This window comes from Streptomyces albus subsp. chlorinus (genome assembly GCF_013302895.1).
Taxonomy (GTDB): Bacteria; Actinomycetota; Actinomycetes; order Streptomycetales; family Streptomycetaceae; genus Streptomyces; species Streptomyces chlorinus.
Window position 1 is genome coordinate 43,774 of record NZ_VJOK01000001.1, and the last position, 19,987, is coordinate 63,760.

At 68.3% G+C, this 19,987-nt stretch carries 16 protein-coding genes and 3 pseudogenes; 15 read left to right on the forward strand and 4 right to left on the reverse strand.

The window, feature by feature from the left end:
- Window positions 1–139: 139 nt before the first annotated feature.
- Window positions 140–500 (reverse strand): annotated as a pseudogene (locus FM076_RS00225) (winged helix-turn-helix transcriptional regulator).
- A gap of 83 nt (window positions 501–583) precedes the next feature.
- Between FM076_RS00225 and FM076_RS00230 the strand changes: the two are divergent.
- From FM076_RS00230 to FM076_RS00265, 9 genes and pseudogenes are all read left to right on the forward strand, one after another.
- Complete coding sequence (locus FM076_RS00230) at window positions 584–1,492, forward strand: NAD(P)-binding domain-containing protein (RefSeq protein ID WP_173867937.1); 909 nt, start codon at window positions 584–586, stop codon at window positions 1,490–1,492.
- A gap of 1,545 nt (window positions 1,493–3,037) precedes the next feature.
- Window positions 3,038–3,412 (forward strand): arginine--tRNA ligase, encoded by a 375-nt coding sequence (gene argS, locus FM076_RS00235; protein WP_345944824.1) that lies wholly within the window; start codon window positions 3,038–3,040, stop codon window positions 3,410–3,412.
- Between the two features lie 144 nt (window positions 3,413–3,556).
- Window positions 3,557–4,579: a terpene synthase family protein gene (locus FM076_RS00240; RefSeq protein ID WP_173867938.1), complete on the forward strand. Its 1,023-nt coding sequence runs from the start codon at window positions 3,557–3,559 to the stop codon at window positions 4,577–4,579.
- Between the two features lie 394 nt (window positions 4,580–4,973).
- Window positions 4,974–5,351, forward strand: a complete 378-nt coding sequence (locus tag FM076_RS00245) for a transposase (RefSeq protein ID WP_274598768.1) — start codon at window positions 4,974–4,976, stop codon at window positions 5,349–5,351.
- Window positions 5,352–5,540: 189 nt separating this feature from the next.
- A pseudogene (locus FM076_RS00250) lies at window positions 5,541–5,843 on the forward strand (IS5/IS1182 family transposase); the annotation flags it as partial.
- Window positions 5,844–6,480: 637 nt separating this feature from the next.
- The gene (locus FM076_RS00255) at window positions 6,481–7,866 is read left to right on the forward strand and encodes a hypothetical protein (RefSeq protein WP_243274240.1); all 1,386 of its coding nucleotides are present in this window, start codon (window positions 6,481–6,483) and stop codon (window positions 7,864–7,866) included.
- Window positions 7,867–8,105: 239 nt separating this feature from the next.
- Window positions 8,106–8,459 (forward strand): annotated as a pseudogene (locus FM076_RS33200) (NUDIX domain-containing protein); the annotation flags it as partial.
- A gap of 411 nt (window positions 8,460–8,870) precedes the next feature.
- The gene (locus tag FM076_RS33205; protein WP_243275226.1) at window positions 8,871–9,071 is read left to right on the forward strand and encodes a hypothetical protein; all 201 of its coding nucleotides are present in this window, start codon (window positions 8,871–8,873) and stop codon (window positions 9,069–9,071) included.
- Window positions 9,072–9,412: 341 nt separating this feature from the next.
- Window positions 9,413–10,162 (forward strand): SDR family oxidoreductase, encoded by a 750-nt coding sequence (locus FM076_RS00265; RefSeq protein WP_173867942.1) that lies wholly within the window; start codon window positions 9,413–9,415, stop codon window positions 10,160–10,162.
- A 735-nt stretch (window positions 10,163–10,897) separates the two neighbouring features.
- On the opposite strand, the gene FM076_RS00270 is transcribed toward FM076_RS00265, so the two are convergent.
- Window positions 10,898–11,722, reverse strand: a complete 825-nt coding sequence (locus FM076_RS00270) for a FadR/GntR family transcriptional regulator (RefSeq protein ID WP_345944825.1) — start codon at window positions 11,720–11,722, stop codon at window positions 10,898–10,900.
- Window positions 11,723–11,924: 202 nt separating this feature from the next.
- Between FM076_RS00270 and FM076_RS00275 the strand changes: the two genes are divergently transcribed.
- A complete protein-coding gene (locus FM076_RS00275; RefSeq protein WP_173867943.1) occupies window positions 11,925–13,082 on the forward strand; it encodes a PLP-dependent transferase in 1,158 nt (385 codons plus the stop codon).
- A gap of 42 nt (window positions 13,083–13,124) precedes the next feature.
- Window positions 13,125–14,612, forward strand: coding sequence for a Na+/H+ antiporter NhaC (nhaC, locus tag FM076_RS00280; protein WP_173867944.1), 1,488 nt, complete (start codon window positions 13,125–13,127; stop codon window positions 14,610–14,612).
- A gap of 538 nt (window positions 14,613–15,150) precedes the next feature.
- Here the strand turns inward: nhaC and FM076_RS00285 are convergent.
- Window positions 15,151–16,077, reverse strand: a complete 927-nt coding sequence (locus FM076_RS00285; protein WP_345944826.1) for a LysR family transcriptional regulator — start codon at window positions 16,075–16,077, stop codon at window positions 15,151–15,153.
- Window positions 16,078–16,171: 94 nt separating this feature from the next.
- Here FM076_RS00285 and FM076_RS00290 point away from each other — a divergent pair, with 94 nt between their 5' ends.
- Genes FM076_RS00290 through FM076_RS00305 form a run of 4 tightly spaced genes read left to right on the forward strand, consistent with a single transcriptional unit; the run spans window position 16,172 to window position 19,466 of the window.
- On the forward strand, window positions 16,172–17,281 hold the full coding sequence (locus FM076_RS00290; RefSeq protein ID WP_180217682.1) for an epoxide hydrolase family protein: 1,110 nt from the start codon (window positions 16,172–16,174) through the stop codon (window positions 17,279–17,281).
- Entirely contained in the window at window positions 17,278–17,616 is a 339-nt protein-coding gene (locus FM076_RS00295) for a hypothetical protein (protein ID WP_173867947.1), read from the forward strand. The genes FM076_RS00290 and FM076_RS00295 overlap by 4 nt, the downstream gene beginning before the upstream one ends.
- The gene (locus FM076_RS00300) at window positions 17,613–18,503 is read left to right on the forward strand and encodes a fumarylacetoacetate hydrolase family protein (protein ID WP_173867948.1); all 891 of its coding nucleotides are present in this window, start codon (window positions 17,613–17,615) and stop codon (window positions 18,501–18,503) included. Before FM076_RS00295 ends, FM076_RS00300 begins: the two co-directional genes overlap by 4 nt.
- 57 nt (window positions 18,504–18,560) lie before the next feature.
- A complete protein-coding gene (locus tag FM076_RS00305; protein WP_173867949.1) occupies window positions 18,561–19,466 on the forward strand; it encodes an SCO6745 family protein in 906 nt (301 codons plus the stop codon).
- Between the two features lie 196 nt (window positions 19,467–19,662).
- Here FM076_RS00305 and FM076_RS00310 read toward each other — a convergent pair whose 3' ends face one another.
- The gene (locus FM076_RS00310) at window positions 19,663–19,821 is read right to left on the reverse strand and encodes a hypothetical protein (RefSeq protein WP_173867950.1); all 159 of its coding nucleotides are present in this window, start codon (window positions 19,819–19,821) and stop codon (window positions 19,663–19,665) included.
- Window positions 19,822–19,987: the final 166 nt, after the last annotated feature.

A 19,987-nucleotide genomic window follows, 5' to 3' on the forward strand; every position in this document is an offset into this window, starting at 1 on the left:
GTGGGTGTGCTGGCCAACCATGATCAATGTCAGCGCCAACCGATGTACCGAGGTCCCCCGAGGCTGTTTATGAAACGCGGTACCCCTCCGCATTCAGCTCCCAAGGGGCGCGCACGCACAGGATTGGGGGACGGAATGCTCAGCCGAGTGAGGTCTCGGCTGCGCCGACCGTTTCGTGGCCTTCGCGACGCACCCGCTCAATCCCCCAGGCGCCGAGCGGCCCGAGCGCTTGATTGAGCGTGCGCCCGTGCTCAGTCAGGGAGTACTCCACCCTCGGCGTAGACCTCCCGGTGCACGAGACCGTCCACCTCCATCTCGCGCAGGTGCTGCGTCAGCATCTTCTCGCTCACTCCAGGCAGACCGCGGCGGAGCTCAGCGAAGCGGCGTACGCGGTGGGTATCAAGTTCCCAAAGGATCCGTCCCTTCCACTTGCCGCTCACCACGTCGAGCGCAGCGTCGATGCCGCAGATGTAAGGCCCGCGTCTCGGCTTCTTGGCCATCACTGATCCCCTTACGAAAAGGTAAGTACCGCAGAAAATAGTCGGTACTTCCGAGAGTACTGGCCCTCTCCGAGCATGGAGGGGTGAACGAACAACAGAACCGCACCACCAAGCACAACAGCGCTGTCACCGTGATCGGGCTTGGCCCGATGGGCCAGGCGATGACACGCACCCTCCTCACTGCCGGCCACCCGGTCACCGTCTGGAACCGCACCGCCAGTCGAGCCGAGGGCATCGTGTCCGACGGAGCAACGCTCGCAGCGACACCCAGCGAGGCGGTCGAAGCGAGTGACCTCGTGATCCTCAGCCTCACCGACTACCAAGCGATGTATGACGTCCTCGACAGCGCCACCGAATCGCTCGCTGGCCGGACGCTGGTCAACCTCAGCTCTGACACTCCCGATCACACACGCGAGGCAGCAACCTGGGCAGCGGGCCACGACGCCACCTTCCTCACCGGAGGTGTCATGGTCCCCGCGCCGATGGTGGGCACGGAGGCAGCCTATGTCTACTACAGCGGCCCCGACGAGGCCTTGGAGAGCCACCTGGCGACGTTGACACTGCTCGGAACGCCGAAGCACCTGGGGGAGGACCCGGGCCTCGCCCAGATGATGTATCAAGCCCAACTCGCGGTGTTCCTCACCACCCTGTCCGGACTGATGCATGCCACCGCGATGCTGGGCACCGCAGGAGTGAAGGCCAAGGAAGCACTGCCAGAGTTGCTTTCCGCCGCCGACTCGATTGGCGACATGCTGAGGGCTGGCGAAGAGAATCCCGGCACCGCGCTTGATGCTGGAGAACATCCCGGCGACCTCAGCACGGTCACCATGATGGGTGCGACGGCCGACCACATCGTCGAGACCAGCACGTCACTCGGCCTCGACCTCGCGCTCCCGCTGGCCGTGCAGGCCCACTATCGGCGCGCGATCAAGGACGGACATGGCAACGACAACTGGACTCGCATCATCGACAGCATCCGAGGACCGCGCTGACCATACGTGGGACCGATGACCACACGCCCGGCCGCGACTCCGCCCAGGCCGCACCGCCTACCCGCGTCCTGGGCGGACCGCGACCCGGCACCTGACCCGTCTGCTCGGAGTGGGGCCACGCCGGTTCCCCCCACCTTCCAGCACCCTTCATGCACTCTGCGATCGACGAGTTCTCACGGATGGTCCCTGCCGAGGAAGCTCGCATCCGGGGCTACCGGACGCGCAGGGAGCGCGTATTCGTCGTATGCAGCTCATCACTTGGGCCCCGCCCTGTCCCTTCTGGGGCATTTCCCCGTTTAAGCGCTGCTGCTGTTGCTATCCGCCACAGTGTCGCGGACAGCAACAGCGTCGCTGACCGCAACAGCCTGTCGGCCTGCGGCAACTGATCATGCGAGAGGCGGACCGGCGCGGGATCCCGGGCGAGGCCATTCCGGGCATGTCCGCGCCGGACACGGTCTGAGCGGACCTGTGTTTCGCCCCGGGCCCGAACGGGACGCTGATGTTCGCGGCGACCAGTCTCCTGCTGTGTGAGTGGCCGTTGTGCAACACCGTCCCGCTGCTTCTGTGGCAGGTGAATACGGTCGAGACCTCGCTGTACCCGACGCACGAGAACCTTCCCCAAGAGGTTCGACCGCCAGCGGGGCCACCTCCTGCGGTACCACCGGCCGACCACGAGGCGCGGCTGGTGCACTCCGCCAGATTCCCTTTCACCCAGCCGGGGATCAACACCGTTCAATCGGTGACTTGAGAGCCCTGGCGGAGATCGCTACCTCTCAGCACATTCTCTCCGTGCCTCCGGTGGCCACACGGTCGGTAGCCGACCCAGAGCTGGCCGGGAGGCCCTGAGGCGTCGCTCGCCTGGACTCTCTCACCGAGAGAAAGTGACCGAAGGCAGGACCTGGAACCTGCCACGCTGGAGAATCGCCAACCGTCCCGTGCGCACGGGACGGGCCGGTCCTCATTGAGTGATCACACAGGTGTGAGACAGCACGCAGGGAAGGGTGCGCACAGGCATGGTGCGGCAACAGCAGGTCCGGTCCCTGGCCAGTCAGGTGGAGGAAGCCGTCGAAGCGGCGGTGGGACGCAGTCCTCCCCGCCGAGGTGGCTGGCGTGGACCCGCTGATCCGCCGATCCGAGCACGCCGACTTCCAGTCCAACGCCGCCCGCTCCTGGGCCGAGCGCCTGGAGCAGATCCCCCGCGGGACCTCGCCAACCGGATCCAAGGCCAGTTCACCGCCACGCCGGGGCTGACGGCCGAGGTTTTCGGTCCCGGCTTCCTCAACTTCACGGTGAACGGCAACCGTCTGATCATGAAAATGCGCTCTCGCGCGGAGGCTGTCCGCCTCGGCGTCAAGCTGACATCCTCTACCGCACCGCCCGCAAGCTCTTCGACGAAGACCCGGGCCTTCAAGGCCCGCGCACAGCAGCGCGCCGTCGAACTGCGAGCCGGCCACGAAGAGACCCTCGCGACCTGGCGCGAGATCGTCAACGAGTCCGGTCTTCGACGACGTCAAGAGGCCGGACGGCAGCCCCGCCCGCCTGATCGTGCGGAAAGCGGACGGCGGCTTCGTCTACGCGGCCACCGACCTGGCCGCCATCCCCTACCGCACACGGGAACTGGCAGCCACCCGCATCCTGTTCGTGGTCGACGCCCGGCAGGCCCAGTACTTCGACATGATCTTCCGCGCCGCCCACCGCGCCGGCTGGCTGGCTGACCGACCGACGGCACCGAGGCCATCTACGTTCAGACCGGCACTATCAACGGCCCGGACGGCAAACCGTTCAAGAGCCGGGTCGGCGGTACCGTCCGCCTGGCCGACCTCAGCCCAGCTGTTGCCAGTTCACAAATTCACCAGCTTTCAACGTGTTCACGGGTCGATACGCCATATGGGGTTCCTGCCGCCGTCTCCCGCTGTCTGACTTGAGTAAGGGCCTCCTCATGGAGGCGCCGCAGCAGCAGGCCGCTTACCCCTACGTGCCGGAGACAGTTTCGCGATGTCCGGAGACGTTGTATCTGATGTGCTGGCCCCGTCCTCAAAGAGCCAGTTGTCTGACAGAAGCCGCTTGCACATCGAGATCCCCGCCGAGTTTCCGGTCCCGTTTCCGGCCCGGATCAACCGCTTTACCGGCCGGGTCTCGCAACAGTTCTGGCAGTGGGTCCAGGAGCAGGATCTCGCCCCGACGGCCCGCTCGCGAGAACGTCTACGTCGCAGCGGGATCGAGCTCGCTTCCTGCTACTGCTGGCCTTGGGCGGACCGGTCTGTGTTGCTCGAGGGCATGAAGTGGATGTTCTTTTTCTTCCGTTTCGATGACCAGATGGAAGAAGGCGCAGCCCAGCGTGACGTCAGCCGCGTCCAGAAGGCCGCCGACAAGATCACGGGCATCCTGCACAACCAAGCGCTGACCACCACGAGTCCGCTCGCCAGGGAGCTCCATCGCACTTGGCAGCGCACCCAGGCAGACCGTCCGCTGTCCTGGGTCGAGGCCTTCCGCGATCACTACTGCGAACTCGTACGGTCCTACACCCGCCAGTCACGCTTCAACTACGACACTGACCGCCACGGGCGCGTCTTGGGCTTGAGCGAGTACGAAGACTTCCGTGAGACCGCCTTCGGCATGGACTGGGTCTACGACTTCATGGAAACCTCCGGCCCCCGCGGCAGCTACCTGCCCGCGGAACTCCGTTCCTGCCGCCCCATGCTCAGGCTGCGCCGGGCGGCCAGTCTCCAGCAGGCCCTGCTCAACGATATCTTCTCCGCAGCTCGCGAGGACCACCAGGACCGCACCGTCAACAGCGTGATGATCTTCCGCCACACACGCCAGTGCACCCCACAGCAGGCCGTCCGCCAGGTTGTTGACCGCATCGACCACCACCTGGCGGACTACCGGCAAGCCTGCGCCGACATGCGCAGCCTGTGCCACGAGCGTGGCTTCGAACCCCCGGTAACGCGCGCGGTCATGCAGTTCATCAAGAACATCGACGCCGTCATCGGCGGCAATCACGACTGGCACCACATCGTCATGCGCTACGCCACCGACGACGTCACCGCTGCACAAGGCGCCTACACCTACCCGGACGATCTATGAGCTACGCCATTACCTCATGCGATGGTCGCCGAGAAGGTTCCGGCGGTATGCCAAGGGACCGGATGGTTGTTCTACCTATAGCCAGGCGCCCCACCAACCGGACGTGAGACGTTCACAGACGGTCTCTGCGGTACCGGACCGCTGTGGGCATTCCACCGAGCCCGTGGGCCACCTCGCTCAGGTGACGCTCCGAGTCCGTTCCCCTCGCGGGCTCGGGCTTGTGGCGGTGTGTCTCGGACCAGACCTGCGAATACGCGACCACGTTGAGGTGTGGCTGGCAGCGAGTCCACTGCTGGCGGGCAGCCCACCCTGACGCACGCGCTCAAGGCCCTGCGTGACGATCCGCCTCCAGAACAGGCCCTGGGCAGGGTCTTTCCGATCATCTGATCGTTGGATGGATCGTGAGGGACGGGAGGATGACTCACGCTACGTGGGCGGTCATCGAGCCGTTGTTGCCGTCTGTGGGTCGTGCCCGGGGCAGGTGGCGCATCGGGATCACCGTCAGGTGCTGGAAGGCATCCTCTTCAAGTTCCGCACCGGGGTGCCCTGGAGGGACCTGCCGGAGCGGATCGGGCCCTGGCAGACCGTGCACGGACGCTTCGCCCGCTGGGCCGCCGACGGGACCTTCGACCTGCTCCTGGCCGCAGCCCGGCACAGGGCGGAGGTGAGCTGGCTGGTCGCACTCGGCTCCACCATCGTCAGGCCCATCAGCACACGGTCGCCGAAGGGGGCTCGACGAGCGTTGGGCTCGGACGCTCCCGCGGCGGGCTGACCAGCAGGTTCCACCTCGCCTGCGGCGGCCGCGGCCGGCCCCTGTCCGTCACGGTCACCTCCGGCAAACGCAACGACTGCACCCAAGCCGAAGCGATCATCGGCAAGATCCGCGTCACGCAGCCCGGGCGGGACGGCCCCGTGTCCGGCCCGAGCGCACGGTCGCTGACAAGAGCTACTCCACCCGCGCCCTCCCGCGCCTGCCTGCCGGCGGCGGCACGGTGACCGGGGTGATCGGGAGGTGCTGGCGGCGATCGTGTTCGTGGGGACATCGTTTGTGGGGACACCGGGCTGCACGTGGCAGTAGCAGCTTGCCGCATCGCCCGGGCCTGTCCGGGCCGTCCGGGTGTGACGGCCTACCGCAGGTTCACCGAGTGGACGAAGGGCAGGGTGTGGGCCAAACTCCACTGCCTGGTCCTCGGACGAACTCGGCTCCCGTGGCGGCCTGGAATGGTCGAGGTATGCGATCGACTCGGTGAACACACGGGCCTTGCACACGGGGTCTGACGGGTCCGAATTCTGCCCGCACTCCAGCCCGCCGGGCCCGGTCGGACAGGACGGGCGGGCGGCCCGTGCGCGGCGTCAGGAAGAGGCTGTCGGCCGCTCGGTGAGAAGCAACCACTCTTTCGAGGTAATGCCCGGCAGATCATGGGATAGTACTTTGGGAACGGCTTCAGAGAAACTGAACGGCCGAGCTTTCGATATGCCCACGTCCGGGCGGGCTTCCTCACCTCTCTCCCTTCTCCCTCTTCCCGCCCGTCGCTCGGTCGGCTTCCGGTCCGCCGTGAGTTCCCGACAGACCCGTTCACGTAGCGACTCCCGTGCGCTCCGGCCGCGTGCCGACACTTCACTTTCCCCCTCCCCCACCGGTGCACCCGTAACCCCGAACGGCATGGCGGCACGTCGTCACTGCTGCCATCCCACCCACCCACATGAGGAGTTGATCCATGAGTGGATGCGGCTGCGGACAGTCCCCGATCGTCGTCGGTGGCCGACAGCCAAGCGAGCCGGCCCGCCTTCCCGTCTCGTGCCCCGAATCCAGGTGCGCCGACTCGGGGTGCTCCAGCTGCACCCGCTCCGGGTCCTCATGCTGCGCCCCGAGGCGGTGCGAGCACTGCGAGACGATCCCGTTGCGCGACTCCGCGCCGTACCGGGTCGCGGCGACCGCCAAGAGCATCGACCCGACGCCGTACTACACCATCGCCAACACCCACGCCGCGCTGGACCCCGTGGTCGCCCAGACCATCCTGGACAGCGGAACCGGCACGTTCCCGGCTGATGACGGGACGCACAACGGACAGCACACATGGCTCGCCGGCGTCGTACGTGTCGACCCCGCGTCACTGCGCGGCAAGCCCACCGAGGTAACGGTCAGCGCCTCGGTCCACGTCCGCAACGACGGCAGCAGCACGGCGTGCCAGCTCTACGGCCGCTTCGCCCTGTGGAACGGCACCACCCCGGTCCGCACCGACCTCCTGGGCCCGCCCGACCTGCCTGCGGGCGGTGAGGACGACGGCGTCATCCCGCCGACCGTCGTGCCCCTCGCGGACGTCCTCGCCGGAAAGGTCGTCGTCGAGCTGAACCTGGAGACCGGCAACGACGACGCCTGCCGGGTCGGCCCCAAGCAGTGGACGGTCGACAGCTTCGTCCTCACCGTGCGGGCGGCCACCCCGGGCTGCGGCAGGTCGTTCCTGCGTACGACGTGCCGCACCTGCGACGGAGCGGTCACCTGCACCACCGACACCCTCGACGGCTCGACCCCGTACGCCCCCGTCCCCCCGGTCGTCCCGGTCGCCTCCTGCCAGGATGGATGCGCCACCGCCTGCCCGCCGTGCCTGTCCACCGACCGGGGCAACGCCATCGTCCGGGGCAGCGACGGATGCCTGTACGCGCCCGACACCCCCGCCCTGGACCCGTCCCCGTGCAACGCCGCCCGGAACACGACCGGCGGGCTGCTCGTACCCCGGATCGAGGTGACGGGCATCGCGCCCGGCGGCAACACCGGCACCGAACGGTCGGTGGACATCGACGTCACCGGGACGCGCGGCTGCCCCGAGAGGTGGCGGGTCGGGGCCCGTCTGACACCGGTGAGCGGGTTCCTCAACACCGAGCGGCAGCACGCCAACCTCCTGGCCAAGACCGGTGCCGACGTACCGATACCGGAGTCCGACGTCGTACTCCCGGAGGCCGGGGTGTACCACATCGACAGCGACGTGCGGTACGCGCTCGGTTCCGCCACCGGCGGCAGCGGCTACATCATCGGCTGGCTGCGGGACGAGACCACGGACACCCTCCTGACGAGCTTCACACAGATCGCGGCGATCAACGCGGAACGCCAGGAGCAGCAGGGCGGAACGACGCACATCATGACGGAGTACACAGTCGCCTCCGGCCCCCGTACGGTCCGCCTGCACCTGATGTTCGTCCTCACCGGCGGCAAGATCTCCAACGCCGAGGCCGGGGGCACCGACAGCAACGGGGCGACACGGATGCGGTTCCTGAAGATCAGGGATTAGACCGGGGGAAGCGACATGGCTCGCGGCCCGGGACATCTTGGTCCGGTATGAGTCCTTCCCCCAGATATCCATGACGCCATCAGCCGTGCCGAATGGGCTCGGGGGCTGGGGCGGCGGATCAGCACCGCCTCCCGAGATGGCGTCGAGGCACAGCTGGAACAGCGCACGAAAGCCGCGTGAAAGCCCGAATCCGCCGCCCTGCTGCGCCAGGATCGACGGGCGCCACCCCGGGGAACTCCATGAACTCCCGTATCAGAAACTCGGCCAAGGCCGTCATCCTCCACCAGAGTCGTGTCCTGCTGACCCGGGTGCTGTGGGAAGGCCGCGAGCGCCACTTCCTGCCCGGCGGCGGGCAGAGGTCCGGCGAGCTCCTGCCCGCCGCAGCAGAGCGGGAAGTCCTCGAAGAGGCCGGCCTGGCCGTGACCGCCGGCCGCCTGCTGTGGATACGAGAGTGGCCCAACAGCCACGAAGACGGAGAGCTGATCCACCGGGTCGAAATCACCTTCCGGTGCACACTGACCGGAAGCCCGGCCCTGACAGGCGGCCACCACAAAGACAACAATCAACTCGGGCTCGAGTGGATTCCTTTGGACGCCGTCGGCGCCTCACCACCCTCGACCACGACTACCGAGAACACATCGCCGCACTGGCCCACCCACACCTGCACCCACACAGCGCCGACTACCTCGGACGCCGTCTGTAGGTCGGTACGGTACGGGCCAGGAGCCGGAGGCAGCTTGAATGCCTCCGGGCGGCCTGCCTCGTGCCGACGCGGTCGGCCGGATCGTGTGCGGCGAGGTCTATCCAAACCTCGTGACCGTCGCCCAGCTGGAACTGGTCGTCGAGGAACCTGTGTACCCCCCACGGGTTGCATCGGGCCTTGCGACAGCGGGATGAGAGCTGACGAGGTCCCCGCCGTCCTCAGCAGTGAAGCCAGCAGGTCGCCCGAGTCCGAACCTAGGCTTTGGCCTCGACCGGGGCGGTCCCCTCTGCACTCCCGTCGCATGCGGCACGGCGCACCACAAGCCCCCGAGGGGGCCGACCGCGTCCACCGTGCCGAAGCGCTGCTCGGCGCCCCTCAGCGCGGCACGCGGCGCGGGCCGGTCGGTGGCATCGGCGGCGAGAGCGGCGGCCCTGGTGCCGCCCGCAGAGAAGGCGCCGTCCATCTCCTGGAGCGCTGTTTCACGATGAGCCACGAACCATGAGCGGTGAGCGGTGAGCGAGAGCACAACGTGGGTTCCTTCCGCGACGAACCGCCGTCCGATCGCCGAACCGAGCTGGGGCCCGGCACCGACTATCGCGATAGTGCTCATTTTTCTCCTCTTGTGCGGTGCTCGGACATCGAGGTGGGAACCCGGAAAACAGTGGTGCTGACGAGCGGAGCCCGGGGGCTGAGAACGTCAGGTTGCCGACCGGCACCGGCCGGTTCGTTCACCCCAGAGCCGCTGCACCCGAGACGGAGGCAGCTTATAAAAATGTACGTACTTCCATTACGTAACCACTTCCCTGCGGTGACTCGTGTCAGCAGTCATGTCGAGGAGCCACTGTGAGCAGCAACAACGGACGTACAGCGATCGTCACCGGCGCGTCGAAGGGCCTGGGCGCGGGGATCGCCAAGTCCTTGGCCGAGGCCGGCGCGGCCGTCGTGGTGAACTACCGCAGCGACGCGGAGGGCGCCGCGCGAGTCGTCGCGGACATCACCGCCAAGGGCGGCCGGGCAACCGCGGTCCAGGCGGACGTGGCCGACGGCGAAGACGTACACCGGCTCTTCGACCGGGCGCGCGCGGCCTACGGCCCGGTCGACGTGCTCGTGAACAACGCGGGCGTGGGCACGTTCGTGCCTCTCTCGGACATCACCGAGGCCCAGTTCCACAGCGAGACGACCACCAACCTGCTGGGCACGATCCTGACCACGCAGGCCCTGGCCGCGCAGGACGACATCGAGGCCGCGTCGATCATCAACGTCTCGACATCGGGCACGGTCAGCCACCCCCCGGACGCCTCGCTGTACGTCGCGTCCAAGAGCGCCGTCAACGCCTTCACCATCGTGGCGTCCAAGGAGCTGGGACCACGCGGCATCCGCGTCAATGCGATCATGCCCGGCCCGTCGGACACCGACGGCACCAGAGCCATGGGATACAGCGGATCGGAACGCGAAGCACAGGCGATCGCCGCCACCCCCCTGGGCCGTACGGGCACTCCCGACGATTACGGGCCCCTGGTGGCCTTCCTGGCCTCCGACGACGCGTGCTGGATCACCGGCGACCTCATCCTCGCCTCCGGCGGCCTGCGCTGATGCCTTCCGGCGCCTGCGGAGGAGCACTCCTGGCAGGCGGCAGACCGGGGGCGGACGGACTACCCGAACGCCCCGGTCCCGTGCCCTGGTCGGCTGTGATGCGAACGGCCTTCGGCGTCGGTGACAGTTTCGGTTGATCGCGTGGGGACGCGCAGGTGTCACTCTCAGCGCGCCCGGGCTGCTCTCCCGGGCCGCCGGGCTTGCGGCCTGGTGCAGCCGCTCCCCCATCACCACCCCCGTGGTGACACCGCTACAAGGCGAACGAGAACCGCCGACGGGAGGCGTCGGCGAACCCTGGCCGCGCGCGGGCGCGAACTGCTGTCTCTGATCGATCAGGTCGCGGACCCGGCCGGGGGGATCCGCGGCGGGGCGACCAGGCCGTAATGCGCATCGCCCAAGTCAAGGATGTCACCACCTCCAGGCGGAGCTGCCGACCGCGCCGCGCGAGCAGGTGGTCCACGTTGCTTCACCCCGCCAGCCTTCTGTGGGACGCGGTGAAGGACCCGGACCCGGCCGTTGTCGTCGAGTCGATCGCCTGGCGCCAGACGGCGGTCGAGGGAGTGCAGGCGCGTACACGGCCGAGGCGCCGCGAGAGAGCAGGGCGGTGCTCCGTCCCCCGAAGAGTGCTGGAGGGTGCCTGCCGGGTCCGCGACCGGCGCGTGCGGCCCGGAACTTCCGGTCGGAGGTCGTGCTCGGCCGGCCGGCGCCCGGCCGTCGTTCGACGGGCAGTGTCCCCTACTCGGCTCCGTCTGCCTCGGGGCGGCTCTCGATCTCCTGCAACGTGATGTGCAGGTGGTATTCCATCGCTGCGACCGCTTGCGCCGGGTCGCCGGTCAACACGGCGTCGAGCAGTTCCTCGTGTTCGGTGGCGGAGCGGGCGGGATCGGCCCCGGTTGCGAGATACCGCCGGTGGCTCTCCTCCCGGCTCTCGGCGAGTGAGCGTTCCAAAGCGTCCAGGATCTGCGTCAGGCTGGTGTTGCCCGCAGCTGCCACCAGCGCCTGATGGAAGGCGACGTCCGTGCGTATTCGGGTGGGCATGTCCAGCGGGTTGGCGCGCTGCTCGGCGATCGCCTCCCGGGCACGGGCGATGTGCGGCCGGGTCTGCGGCTCCTCCGGGCCCGCGATGCGCTGCGCTGCGAGACGGGCGGCGTGCACCTCGAGAGCCTTGCGGATCTCGGTGAACTCCATGAGGGCGCGCTTGTCGCGCAGGACCGCGAACGCGACGAACTTCTCCACTGGCAAAGCGTTCGGTGAGGCGACGACGGCCGGCTTGCCCTGGCGCCGCTGCACCAGGCCGCGCGCCTCAAGAGTCTTCATCGCCTCCCTGAGCACCACCCGGCTCACCCCGAACCGTGCCGCGAGCTCGCCTTCCGGAGGAAGTTGGGTCCCCGGCTCGACGTCCGGGCCCACGCACAGTTCCTCGATGAACTCGGCGACCTGTGTGGTCAGCGACCGTGGCTGGGCGCGCATCGCACCGCGCCCTGCCGGCTGCCGCGCGGGCTCCCCCTCCGCTGTGTCTCTCAATGCGTTCGCCCCTCCGTCGAAATCGGCCTTCGTCACCTGAGCCTACTCAGCAGCAGTCTCGCCGAGCGGCTTGTGCGGCCCGGTGCGGATCAGTGCCGATCGTATGCGTTCGGTCGTACGCGTTCGCTGGAAAGTGTTGACCACGTAGCAGCTTATATTACAAGCTACGCCTGTTCGGCGGCCCGCTCCAAGCCCGGCCGACGTCCGCACGCACACGAGTCCGCGACGAGGGGCACAGGTGAACAGCACCGACCAGCAGATATGTATGGGCGTCTGGGACGGTCCGGGCGCCGGGCCCGGTGCCGTGGCTCCGCCCGTCTACCAGACGAGCCTTTTCACCAAGCCGTCCTTCGGGGAGTTCGTACGGCAGCAGGCCGCCGAACACGAGAACTTCGTCTACAGCCGGGGCACCAACCCGACGGTCGCCTTCCTTGAGGAGCGTCTCGCGCTGCTTGAGGGCGGCGAGGCCGCGAAGTGCTTCGCCTCCGGTATGGGCGCGATCGGCGCAGTCTTCGCCGGTCTGCTGCGCGGCGGTGATCACGTGCTCTTCGTCAACACCGTCTACGGTCCGACGATCGAACTCGCGCAGCACCTTGAGCGCTTCGGGGTCGAGCACACGGTCCTCGCCGACCCGACCGCCGCCGGCGTCGAGGAGCACCTCCGGGAGAACACGGCACTCATCTATGTCGAGAGCCCGGGCACCATGCTCATGAAGGTCGTGGACGTACCGGCGCTGACGGCCGTCGCGCGGCGCCACGGCATCCGCACGGTGATGGACAACACCTGGTCCACACCGCTCTTCCAGAAGCCGCTCGCGGCAGGCGTGGACCTCGTCGTCCACTCCCTGACCAAGTACATCGGCGGACACAGCGATGTCATCGGCGGTGCGGTGATCGGCTCCCGGGACACGATCCGCGAACTCTTCTACCAGGGCCACCAGCTGTTCGGCGCCGTCATGTCCGCCATGGAAGCGTCCCTCGTGCTGCGCGGGCTGCGGACCCTTCCGGTGCGGATGGAGCAGCACCAGCGCAACGCGCTGAGCGTCGTCGACTATCTGCGCGCGCACCCCGAGGTCACCGCTGTCCACCACCCGCACGCCGACCACGACCCGGACGAGGCTGTGATCACCTCCCAGTTCAGCGGCTTCTCCGGGCTCCTCAGCTTCGAGCTGCGGGAGGGCACCTTCGCGCGGGTGTCCCGGTTCATCGACGCCCTGCGCCTCTTTCGGATCGGCCCGAGCTGGGGCGGCTACGAGAGCCTCGTGACGTCACCGGTGCGTTCCATCGATGCCCCGGACCCGGGGCTCGGCGGCCTGATCCGGCTCTCCGTGGGGCTTGAGGGTGCGCAGAGCCAGATCGAGGACCTCGACCGGGCTTTCGCGTCACTCGCCCGCTGACGGCTTCCCCACGCCATCACTACTCTTGCCTGAGAGGAAACAATGGAGTTTCAGCAGGACCCGGCGTCGGCCGAGCAGGCTGAGAAACGTGCGCGCCTCCGACCACGCCTCCAACCGCGGCTCACCGTGGCGCTCATCCCGGTGGCCATCACCCTGGCGATCTTCGTCGGCGGTATCGGGATTCTCAAGTTTCCCGCAGAGTTGATGCTCATATTCGCGGCCATCGTGTTCACGGTCTTCGCCGCCCTCCACGGCGTCGGTCTGGACCAGGTCCTCACCGACATGGGCGAGAAGATCAAGCGAGCCCTGCCGGGCATCCTCATCCTGCTGAGCATCGGGTTGCTGATCGGTACCTGGATGATCGCGGGCACCGTCCCGCTCATGGTCGACTACGGCCTCGAACTCATCGATCCGTCGTACCTGTACATCCTGTCCTTCGTCGTCACAGCCATCGTTGCCACGTTCACGGGGACGTCCTGGGGCGCGGCCGGCACGATCGGCGTCGCGCTGATCAGCGTCGCCGCCACGATGGACGTCTCGCTGGCGATCACCGCCGGTGCCGTGGTCTCGGGTGCGTACTTCGGCGACAAGCTCTCACCGCTCTCCGACACCACCAACGTGAGCTCCTTGGCGGCCGGCGCCAACATCTACGAGCACATCCGCCACATGCTCTATACGGCGGTGCCGTCATCGGTCGTCGCGATCGCGGTCTTCCTGTTCGCCGGGCTGTCGATCGATGCGGGGTCGGTCAACCTTGACGTCATCGACCGCACCACCACCGAGGTGCAGCAGCTTTTCGTCCTCAACCCCGTGCTGCTCCTGCCGCCCGCAGTGGTCCTCGTCGGCTCGATCATGCGCAAGCCCCCATTGATCGTGCTCTTCGTGTCCTCGATGACCGCCGCGGTACTCGCCGTAGTCGTCCAGGGCTTCAGCATCGCCGACACGTTCGACGCCGCCGTCTCCGGCTTCACCACCGACATGCTGCCCGGTGATGTCTCCGCACCGGTCACCAAGCTGCTCGACCGAGGCGGCCTGACCTCGATGTACAGCTCGGCGTTCTTCGTCTTCTGCGCGTTCTTCTTCGCCGCGGCGCTGGAGAACTCCGGCGTGCCCCGCCTCCTGCTCAGCAAGCTGATCAACAAGCTGCGCTCCACCGGCAGCCTTGTGACGGCCACGCTGCTCTCCGGCTTCGCCGTCATCAACGGTACGTCGAACGCCCTTGTCACCTACTTCCTCATCAACGACCTCTACGGTGAGGCCTTCAAGAAGCGGAACCTCCACCCAACCAACCTTTCACGGAGCATGGAGGACTCGGTCACCATCACCGAGGTGCTGATGCCCTGGACCGTCTCCGGCGCCTTCTTCGCATCGACGCTGGGCGTGGCGAACTTCGACTTCCTCCCATGGGCCGTCTTCTGCTGGAGCGGCATCCTCTTCTCCGCACTGCTGGCCTATCTTTCACCCCTCACCCACGACTTCGGCATCCGCCGCCGGGCCCCGGAGCCCGAGGCGGAACCGGCGAAAGCCTGACGGGCGCGAAAGGGCGGGCGACAAGCCGCAGGCTCACCCCGCTGCGACGTACGCCCCGAGCAAGCACATGTTTCTCGGACAGAGGTCGAGGTGGTGGGGTTCATCTGCCGAGCGGTCGAGTGCCGCCGCTGGCATCGTGGCTCGGATGGGTCCGGGGACTTCGACAAGCACGTCGGTTACGCCTGCTGGTCGGCCGCTCCGTCAAGGACGTATTCCGCGGAGAACCCGCCACCGGCTGCCAGGCCGCGTAGCAGGCGACCGCCTCTGTGGGCCGGTCCGCCACCGCGGTGCCGCCGCCCCGGCGGCAACCAGGTCCGCCGCGGCGGCGACCAGGCTGTTTTCTTTCGGGGCATCTGATCGTCGGTTCCCGGTGGTGTGGTGTTGACGGACGCCCAGCCGGCACGTATCGAGCCGTTGTTCCCGGACCGGAACCCCGAGGCCGCCGCTTTTTTGTCGGGGTGCTGTGGCGGCAGACCAGGCACGGGACGTGCTCGCTTGGTATGCGGGCAGAGCCACCCCCTCCTCTGCCCCCCGCTGATCACACCGTACGTATCGGTCCGTCCCGGTGGGCTCCGGTGAGCAGAGCTTCGGCGTGTTTGCGGAAAGCGGTGACCAGGCGGTTGCGGTCGCCGCTGCGCGTGGCGAGAACGACCTGGCTCGGTTCGACCCCGTGCAACGGGACGGTGGTGAGGCTGGGGTGCAGGCCGGTCGCGTGGTCGAGGGGCGGCCCGATGGCCACGGCCTGTCCGGCGGCGATGAGTTCGTGTTTGTCCTCAAGCGCTTCGACCAGGGGGCCGTCGGGCGCGGGGCGCCCGTCGGGCCGGGGATCGAACCGCCAGTAGGCGTTCAGGAGCGGGTCTGACTGGCGTACGTGGGGGATCGGCTCGTCGGCGATGTCGTCGAGGGTGACCGACTCCTTGCCGGCCAGGCGGTGGTCCTGCGGCACGACCAGCACGCGCGGTTCGTCGTAGAGGACGGTGACGCGCAGCCGGTCGGTGGGGAACGGCAGACGCGTCACCACCGCGTCCACGCGGTGCTCCAGCAGCGCGCCGCGCGAGTCGTTCCAGGCGAGCAGACGGGTGTGGACCTCGGCTTCGGGGTTGCGCTGCCGCAGGGCGCGCACGGCCGGAGTGATGATCAGCCCCTTGCTGTAGCCGATGGTGATGCTGCTGGGCCGGACTGCGGCCCGGGTGCGGGCCATCGCCTCGACCGCGGCGCGCAGCAGTTCCTTGGCCTGGGGCAGGAAGACCTCGCCGGCCTCACTGAGCCGGGTGCCGCGCGTGGTGCGGTCGAGCAGGCGGACGCCCACTTGCTGTTCGAGGCGGTGGATCTGCCGGCTCAGTGACGGCTGGGTGGTGTGCAGCGCCTCGGCGGCACGGCCGAAGTGCTGGTGCTCGGCGAGGACCGTGAAGCACTGCACCAGGCGCAGGTCGAGGTCCACGAGCGCGGGGAAGGGATCGGGCACCATCCCACTCTAGCTGCTCTTATACGCATGCCGTATTGCATGTACCGGAACAATCATTGGACTGCGCGCTTGTCGCGGCCGCACCGTGGTGACCATGACATCGGACAGCGTGACATCGTTTCGTATCGACGTTCCGAACAGTGCCCTGGAGGATCTGAAGGACCGGCTCCGCCGGGTACGCCTTGCTGGCCGGGAGACAGCGCGGGACAGCAGCCAGGGGGTGCAGCGGGAGCGGCTTGAGGAGCTGCTGGAGTACTGGGCCACCGGGTACGACTGGCGCAAGCTGGAGCGGCGGCTCAACGAGCTGGGCCAGTTCCGCACCACCATCGACGGTCTCGGCCTCCACTTCCTGCACGTGCGCTCGCCCCGCCCCGACGCCACCGCCCTGTTGCTGCTGCACGGGTGGCCGGGCTCGTTCCTGGAGTTCCTGGGGACCGTCGGCCCGCTCACCGAGCACGGCTTCCACCTCGTCATCCCCTCGATGCCCGGCTACGGCTTCTCCGACCAGCCCACCTCCACCGGCTGGGGCCCGGACCGGATCGCCCGCGCGTATGGCGTGCTCATGCAGCGCCTCGGCTATGACTCCTACCTGGCCCAGGGCGGCGACTGGGGCGGAGTCATCGCGACCCGCATGGGGGCGCAGCGTCCGGCGGGCCTGCGCGCGGTTCACCTCAACTTCCCCGAGTTCCTCGCCGCACCACCGGTCGGCGACGACCCGGCCCCCGAGGAGAAGGCCGCCCTCGAACAGGGCAGCCGCTTCCTCGCCGTCCATTCCGGATACCACGTCGTGCAGCGCACCCGGCCGCAGACCATCGGCTACGCCCTGACCGATTCCCCGGCCGGGCAGGCCGCGTGGATTTATGAGAAGTTCCTCGACTGGGCCCGGCCCGAAGCCCTCACCCGCGACGAGATCCTCGACCACATCTCCCTGTACTGGTTCACCGGCACCGCTGTTTCCTCCGCCCGCCTGTACTGGGAGTACGCCCAACAGCCCCTCGCTCTGACCGAGCTGGACCTTCCCGTCGGGGTCAGTGTCTTCCCGGACGAACTGACGCGTACCCCGCGCGTCTGGGCCGAGCGCGCCTACCGCGACCTGCGCTACTTCAACGACAGCATCCCCGCGGGCGGCCACTTCGCCGCTCTGGAGCAGCCGGAGCTGTTCGCCGAGGAGATCGTCAAGTTCGCGCGGGCGGTGGCCGCGTGAAGACAGTAGTGATCAGCGGGGGCACGGACGGCATCGGGCGCGGCCTCGCCCGCCACCCCGCCATCCGGTACGTGAACAACTTCCCCGGTGCCGTCGCCACAAGCCTCGCCGACGACTACGACGCGGCAGAGGCCGCGCAGGCCGGCCGTCTTGGCGCGACCGGCAAGCCCGTGGAGACCGCCGTGCGGGAGATCCTGCCGTTCCCGCATTCCGGCACCCGGGGCCACCCCGTCGCCGTGAGCGAGGGAGCCGCCGTCCCCCTGGACGCTCAGGCATCGTCCCTTGCCGACGCAGGACGGCTCTACGACGACACCCGGGAGGTGCTTGCCCGATGAAGTGGGTCAGCTACCGCTCCGCCGACGGCTCCGCACGCTGCGGCGTGGTGCGCGGTGACAAGATCCACGCCGTGGGCATGGAGCTGGTGGAGCTGCTGCGCGCCGAAGGCGGGCTGGTGGCCGCCGCGACCAGGGAACCGGCTGAGATCGTCGAGCTGGCCACGGCCGATCTGCTGGCGCCGATACCGGTGCCCCCGGCGGTCCGGAACTTCGCCGCGTTCGAACGTCACGTCAGCAACGCGGGCAGGGCAGCCACCGGCGATGGCACGGTCAGCCCGGTCTGGTACGAGTATCCGCTCTTCCACTTCTCCAACCCGGCGGCGATCAGGGGACCGCACGACGAGGTTCCCATCGCCCCGGACGCTCAGTTGTGGGACTACGAGGTCGAGGTCGCCGCGGTCATCGCCGGGGACTGCTCGAACCTTGACGCCGCCACGGCGGAGAAGCACATCGCCGGATACCTGGTCTACTGCGACTGGAGCGCACGCGACATCTCCGCGAGCGAGATGGGGTTCGTGTACGGCCCGTCCAAGAGCAAGGACTCCTCGACCAGTCTCGGCCCGTTCCTCGTCACCCCCGACGAGCTGGAACCCTACCGCTCGGACAGGGGCTATGCGCTGCGGATGGACGGGTACGTCAACGACGAGCATTACGGCGGCGGCAGTTGGGACGAGATCCACTGGTCATTCGGCGAGATGCTGGCGCACGCGTCGCGCGGCACCACGCTGCGCGCCGGTGACATCCTCGCCAGCGGCCCCGTGGGAACCGGCTGCATCCAGGAGTTGTCCGGTCACCGCCCCTACCTGGCACCCGGAGACGCGGTCCGGATCGAAGTGCGGGAGCTGGGCGCGATCTCCGCACGGATCACCGCGCCGGAGCCGTCCTGACTCACCGGATACACAAAAGACGATCCTGATCCTTCCACTTGCCGGGAGACCACCGCGATGCATCTCGCCAACACCTTTCCTCGCACCAGCATGGACCTGAACGCCGTCCGCGAGGTCAGCCTCACCATCAACGCCGCCCACCTGTTCGTCTACTTCATCCCCGAGGCACCGGAGCAGGCCGCCGAGCTGGGCGTGACCGAGTACGCACCGGCGTACTTCGCGTTCCGGTCGGCCCCGATGGGCGCAGTCCCGTGGCAGGTCACACTCGCGGCCTTCTACAGTTTCAGCCCCCGGTCGGTGCAGGCCATGGCAGGCGTGTGGGAGGCCGCGACACCACAGCAGTGGCAGGCCGCCCGATTCACGGCCGCCGGCCGCGCCTTGCAGCGCGTCGGCGTGGACCTCACCGCCGACCAGATCGCGGAGGCACGATCGCTGATCGACCCGGTCGTCGCGAGCGCCGACTACGCCGGGAAGACGATGGCCGCCGCCAACGCCTCGGTCCCCCTTCCCTCGGATCCGCTCGTCGCGCTGTGGCAGCAGATCACCGTGCTGCGCGAGTGGCGCGGCGACGCGCATGTCACCGTGCTCGCCGCCAACGGTCTCGGCCCGTGCGACTGCAACGTTCTGCAGACCGCGACAGGCCACTTCCCGGAAGCGATCGCACGTGCCACCCGGCTGTGGGACGACGAGGAGGTGGCCGCGGCAACGACGCGCCTCGCCGCACGCGGCTGGCTCGACACCGACGGCACCGCGACCGATGCCGGCATAGCGGCGCGCGAACAGATCGAGGCGGAGACCGACGCACGCTGCGCCACACTCTGGACACCGATCGGCGACGCGAACGTCCGTCGCCTCACCTCGCTCATCATGCCGATCCACGACGCGTTCACCGCAGCCGGGACATACCCCTTCCGCGTGGAGACGGGAGACACGCAGCCCACCGATGCGGAGACCGCCGGGTAGGCCGAACCCCGCGAGCAGCTCCTCGTGCCTGATGATGCAGCCGTCCCCATCGGCGTCGGCCCAGTGCTGGAACGCATGCCGGCCAGCAGCTGTACCGGTGGGCCGCCCGGGTGAGCGAAGGCCCATGACTGCGCCGGGGCGAGTACCGGCACGTCGGGCGGGTCCTCCACGAGGGCGCGCAGACGCATACCGCCGGTCAGTGTGGTGCCGCCGTCTCGAAGAACTCGTCGCCGCCGTCCGTGACCGGCTCGGGCGGCGGCTGGTCCCGGCTTTCCACCTTGATGGTGCTCTCGCCGATGCCAGCACCCATGAGCACGACGCCCACGACATCTGTCCGCTCACCGTCTTGCGTCACCTCGGGTCACTTGTCGACCAGGACGAAGAACTCGTCCCCCTCCACGACGCGATGTCCGGTGCTCAAGCCCCAGGTCCTCGTCCGACAGGCTGCGGTACGCATGGTCAGGAGTGTCGAGATCGGTCGTCATGGTCTCCGTGATGTCGGATCCGTGCACGTTGGCCAC

Coding starts and splice junctions, on each gene's coding strand:
- FM076_RS00300 (WP_173867948.1), top strand. CDS start 17,613: ATGAAGTGGGTCAGCTACCGCTCCGCCGACGGCTCCGCACGCTGCGGC.
- nhaC (WP_173867944.1), top strand. CDS start 13,125: ATGGAGTTTCAGCAGGACCCGGCGTCGGCCGAGCAGGCTGAGAAACGT.
- FM076_RS00305 (WP_173867949.1), top strand. CDS start 18,561: ATGCATCTCGCCAACACCTTTCCTCGCACCAGCATGGACCTGAACGCC.
- FM076_RS33205 (WP_243275226.1), top strand. CDS start 8,871: ATGCGGCACGGCGCACCACAAGCCCCCGAGGGGGCCGACCGCGTCCAC.
- FM076_RS00245 (WP_274598768.1), top strand. CDS start 4,974: ATGGATCGTGAGGGACGGGAGGATGACTCACGCTACGTGGGCGGTCAT.
- FM076_RS00290 (WP_180217682.1), top strand. CDS start 16,172: ATGACATCGGACAGCGTGACATCGTTTCGTATCGACGTTCCGAACAGT.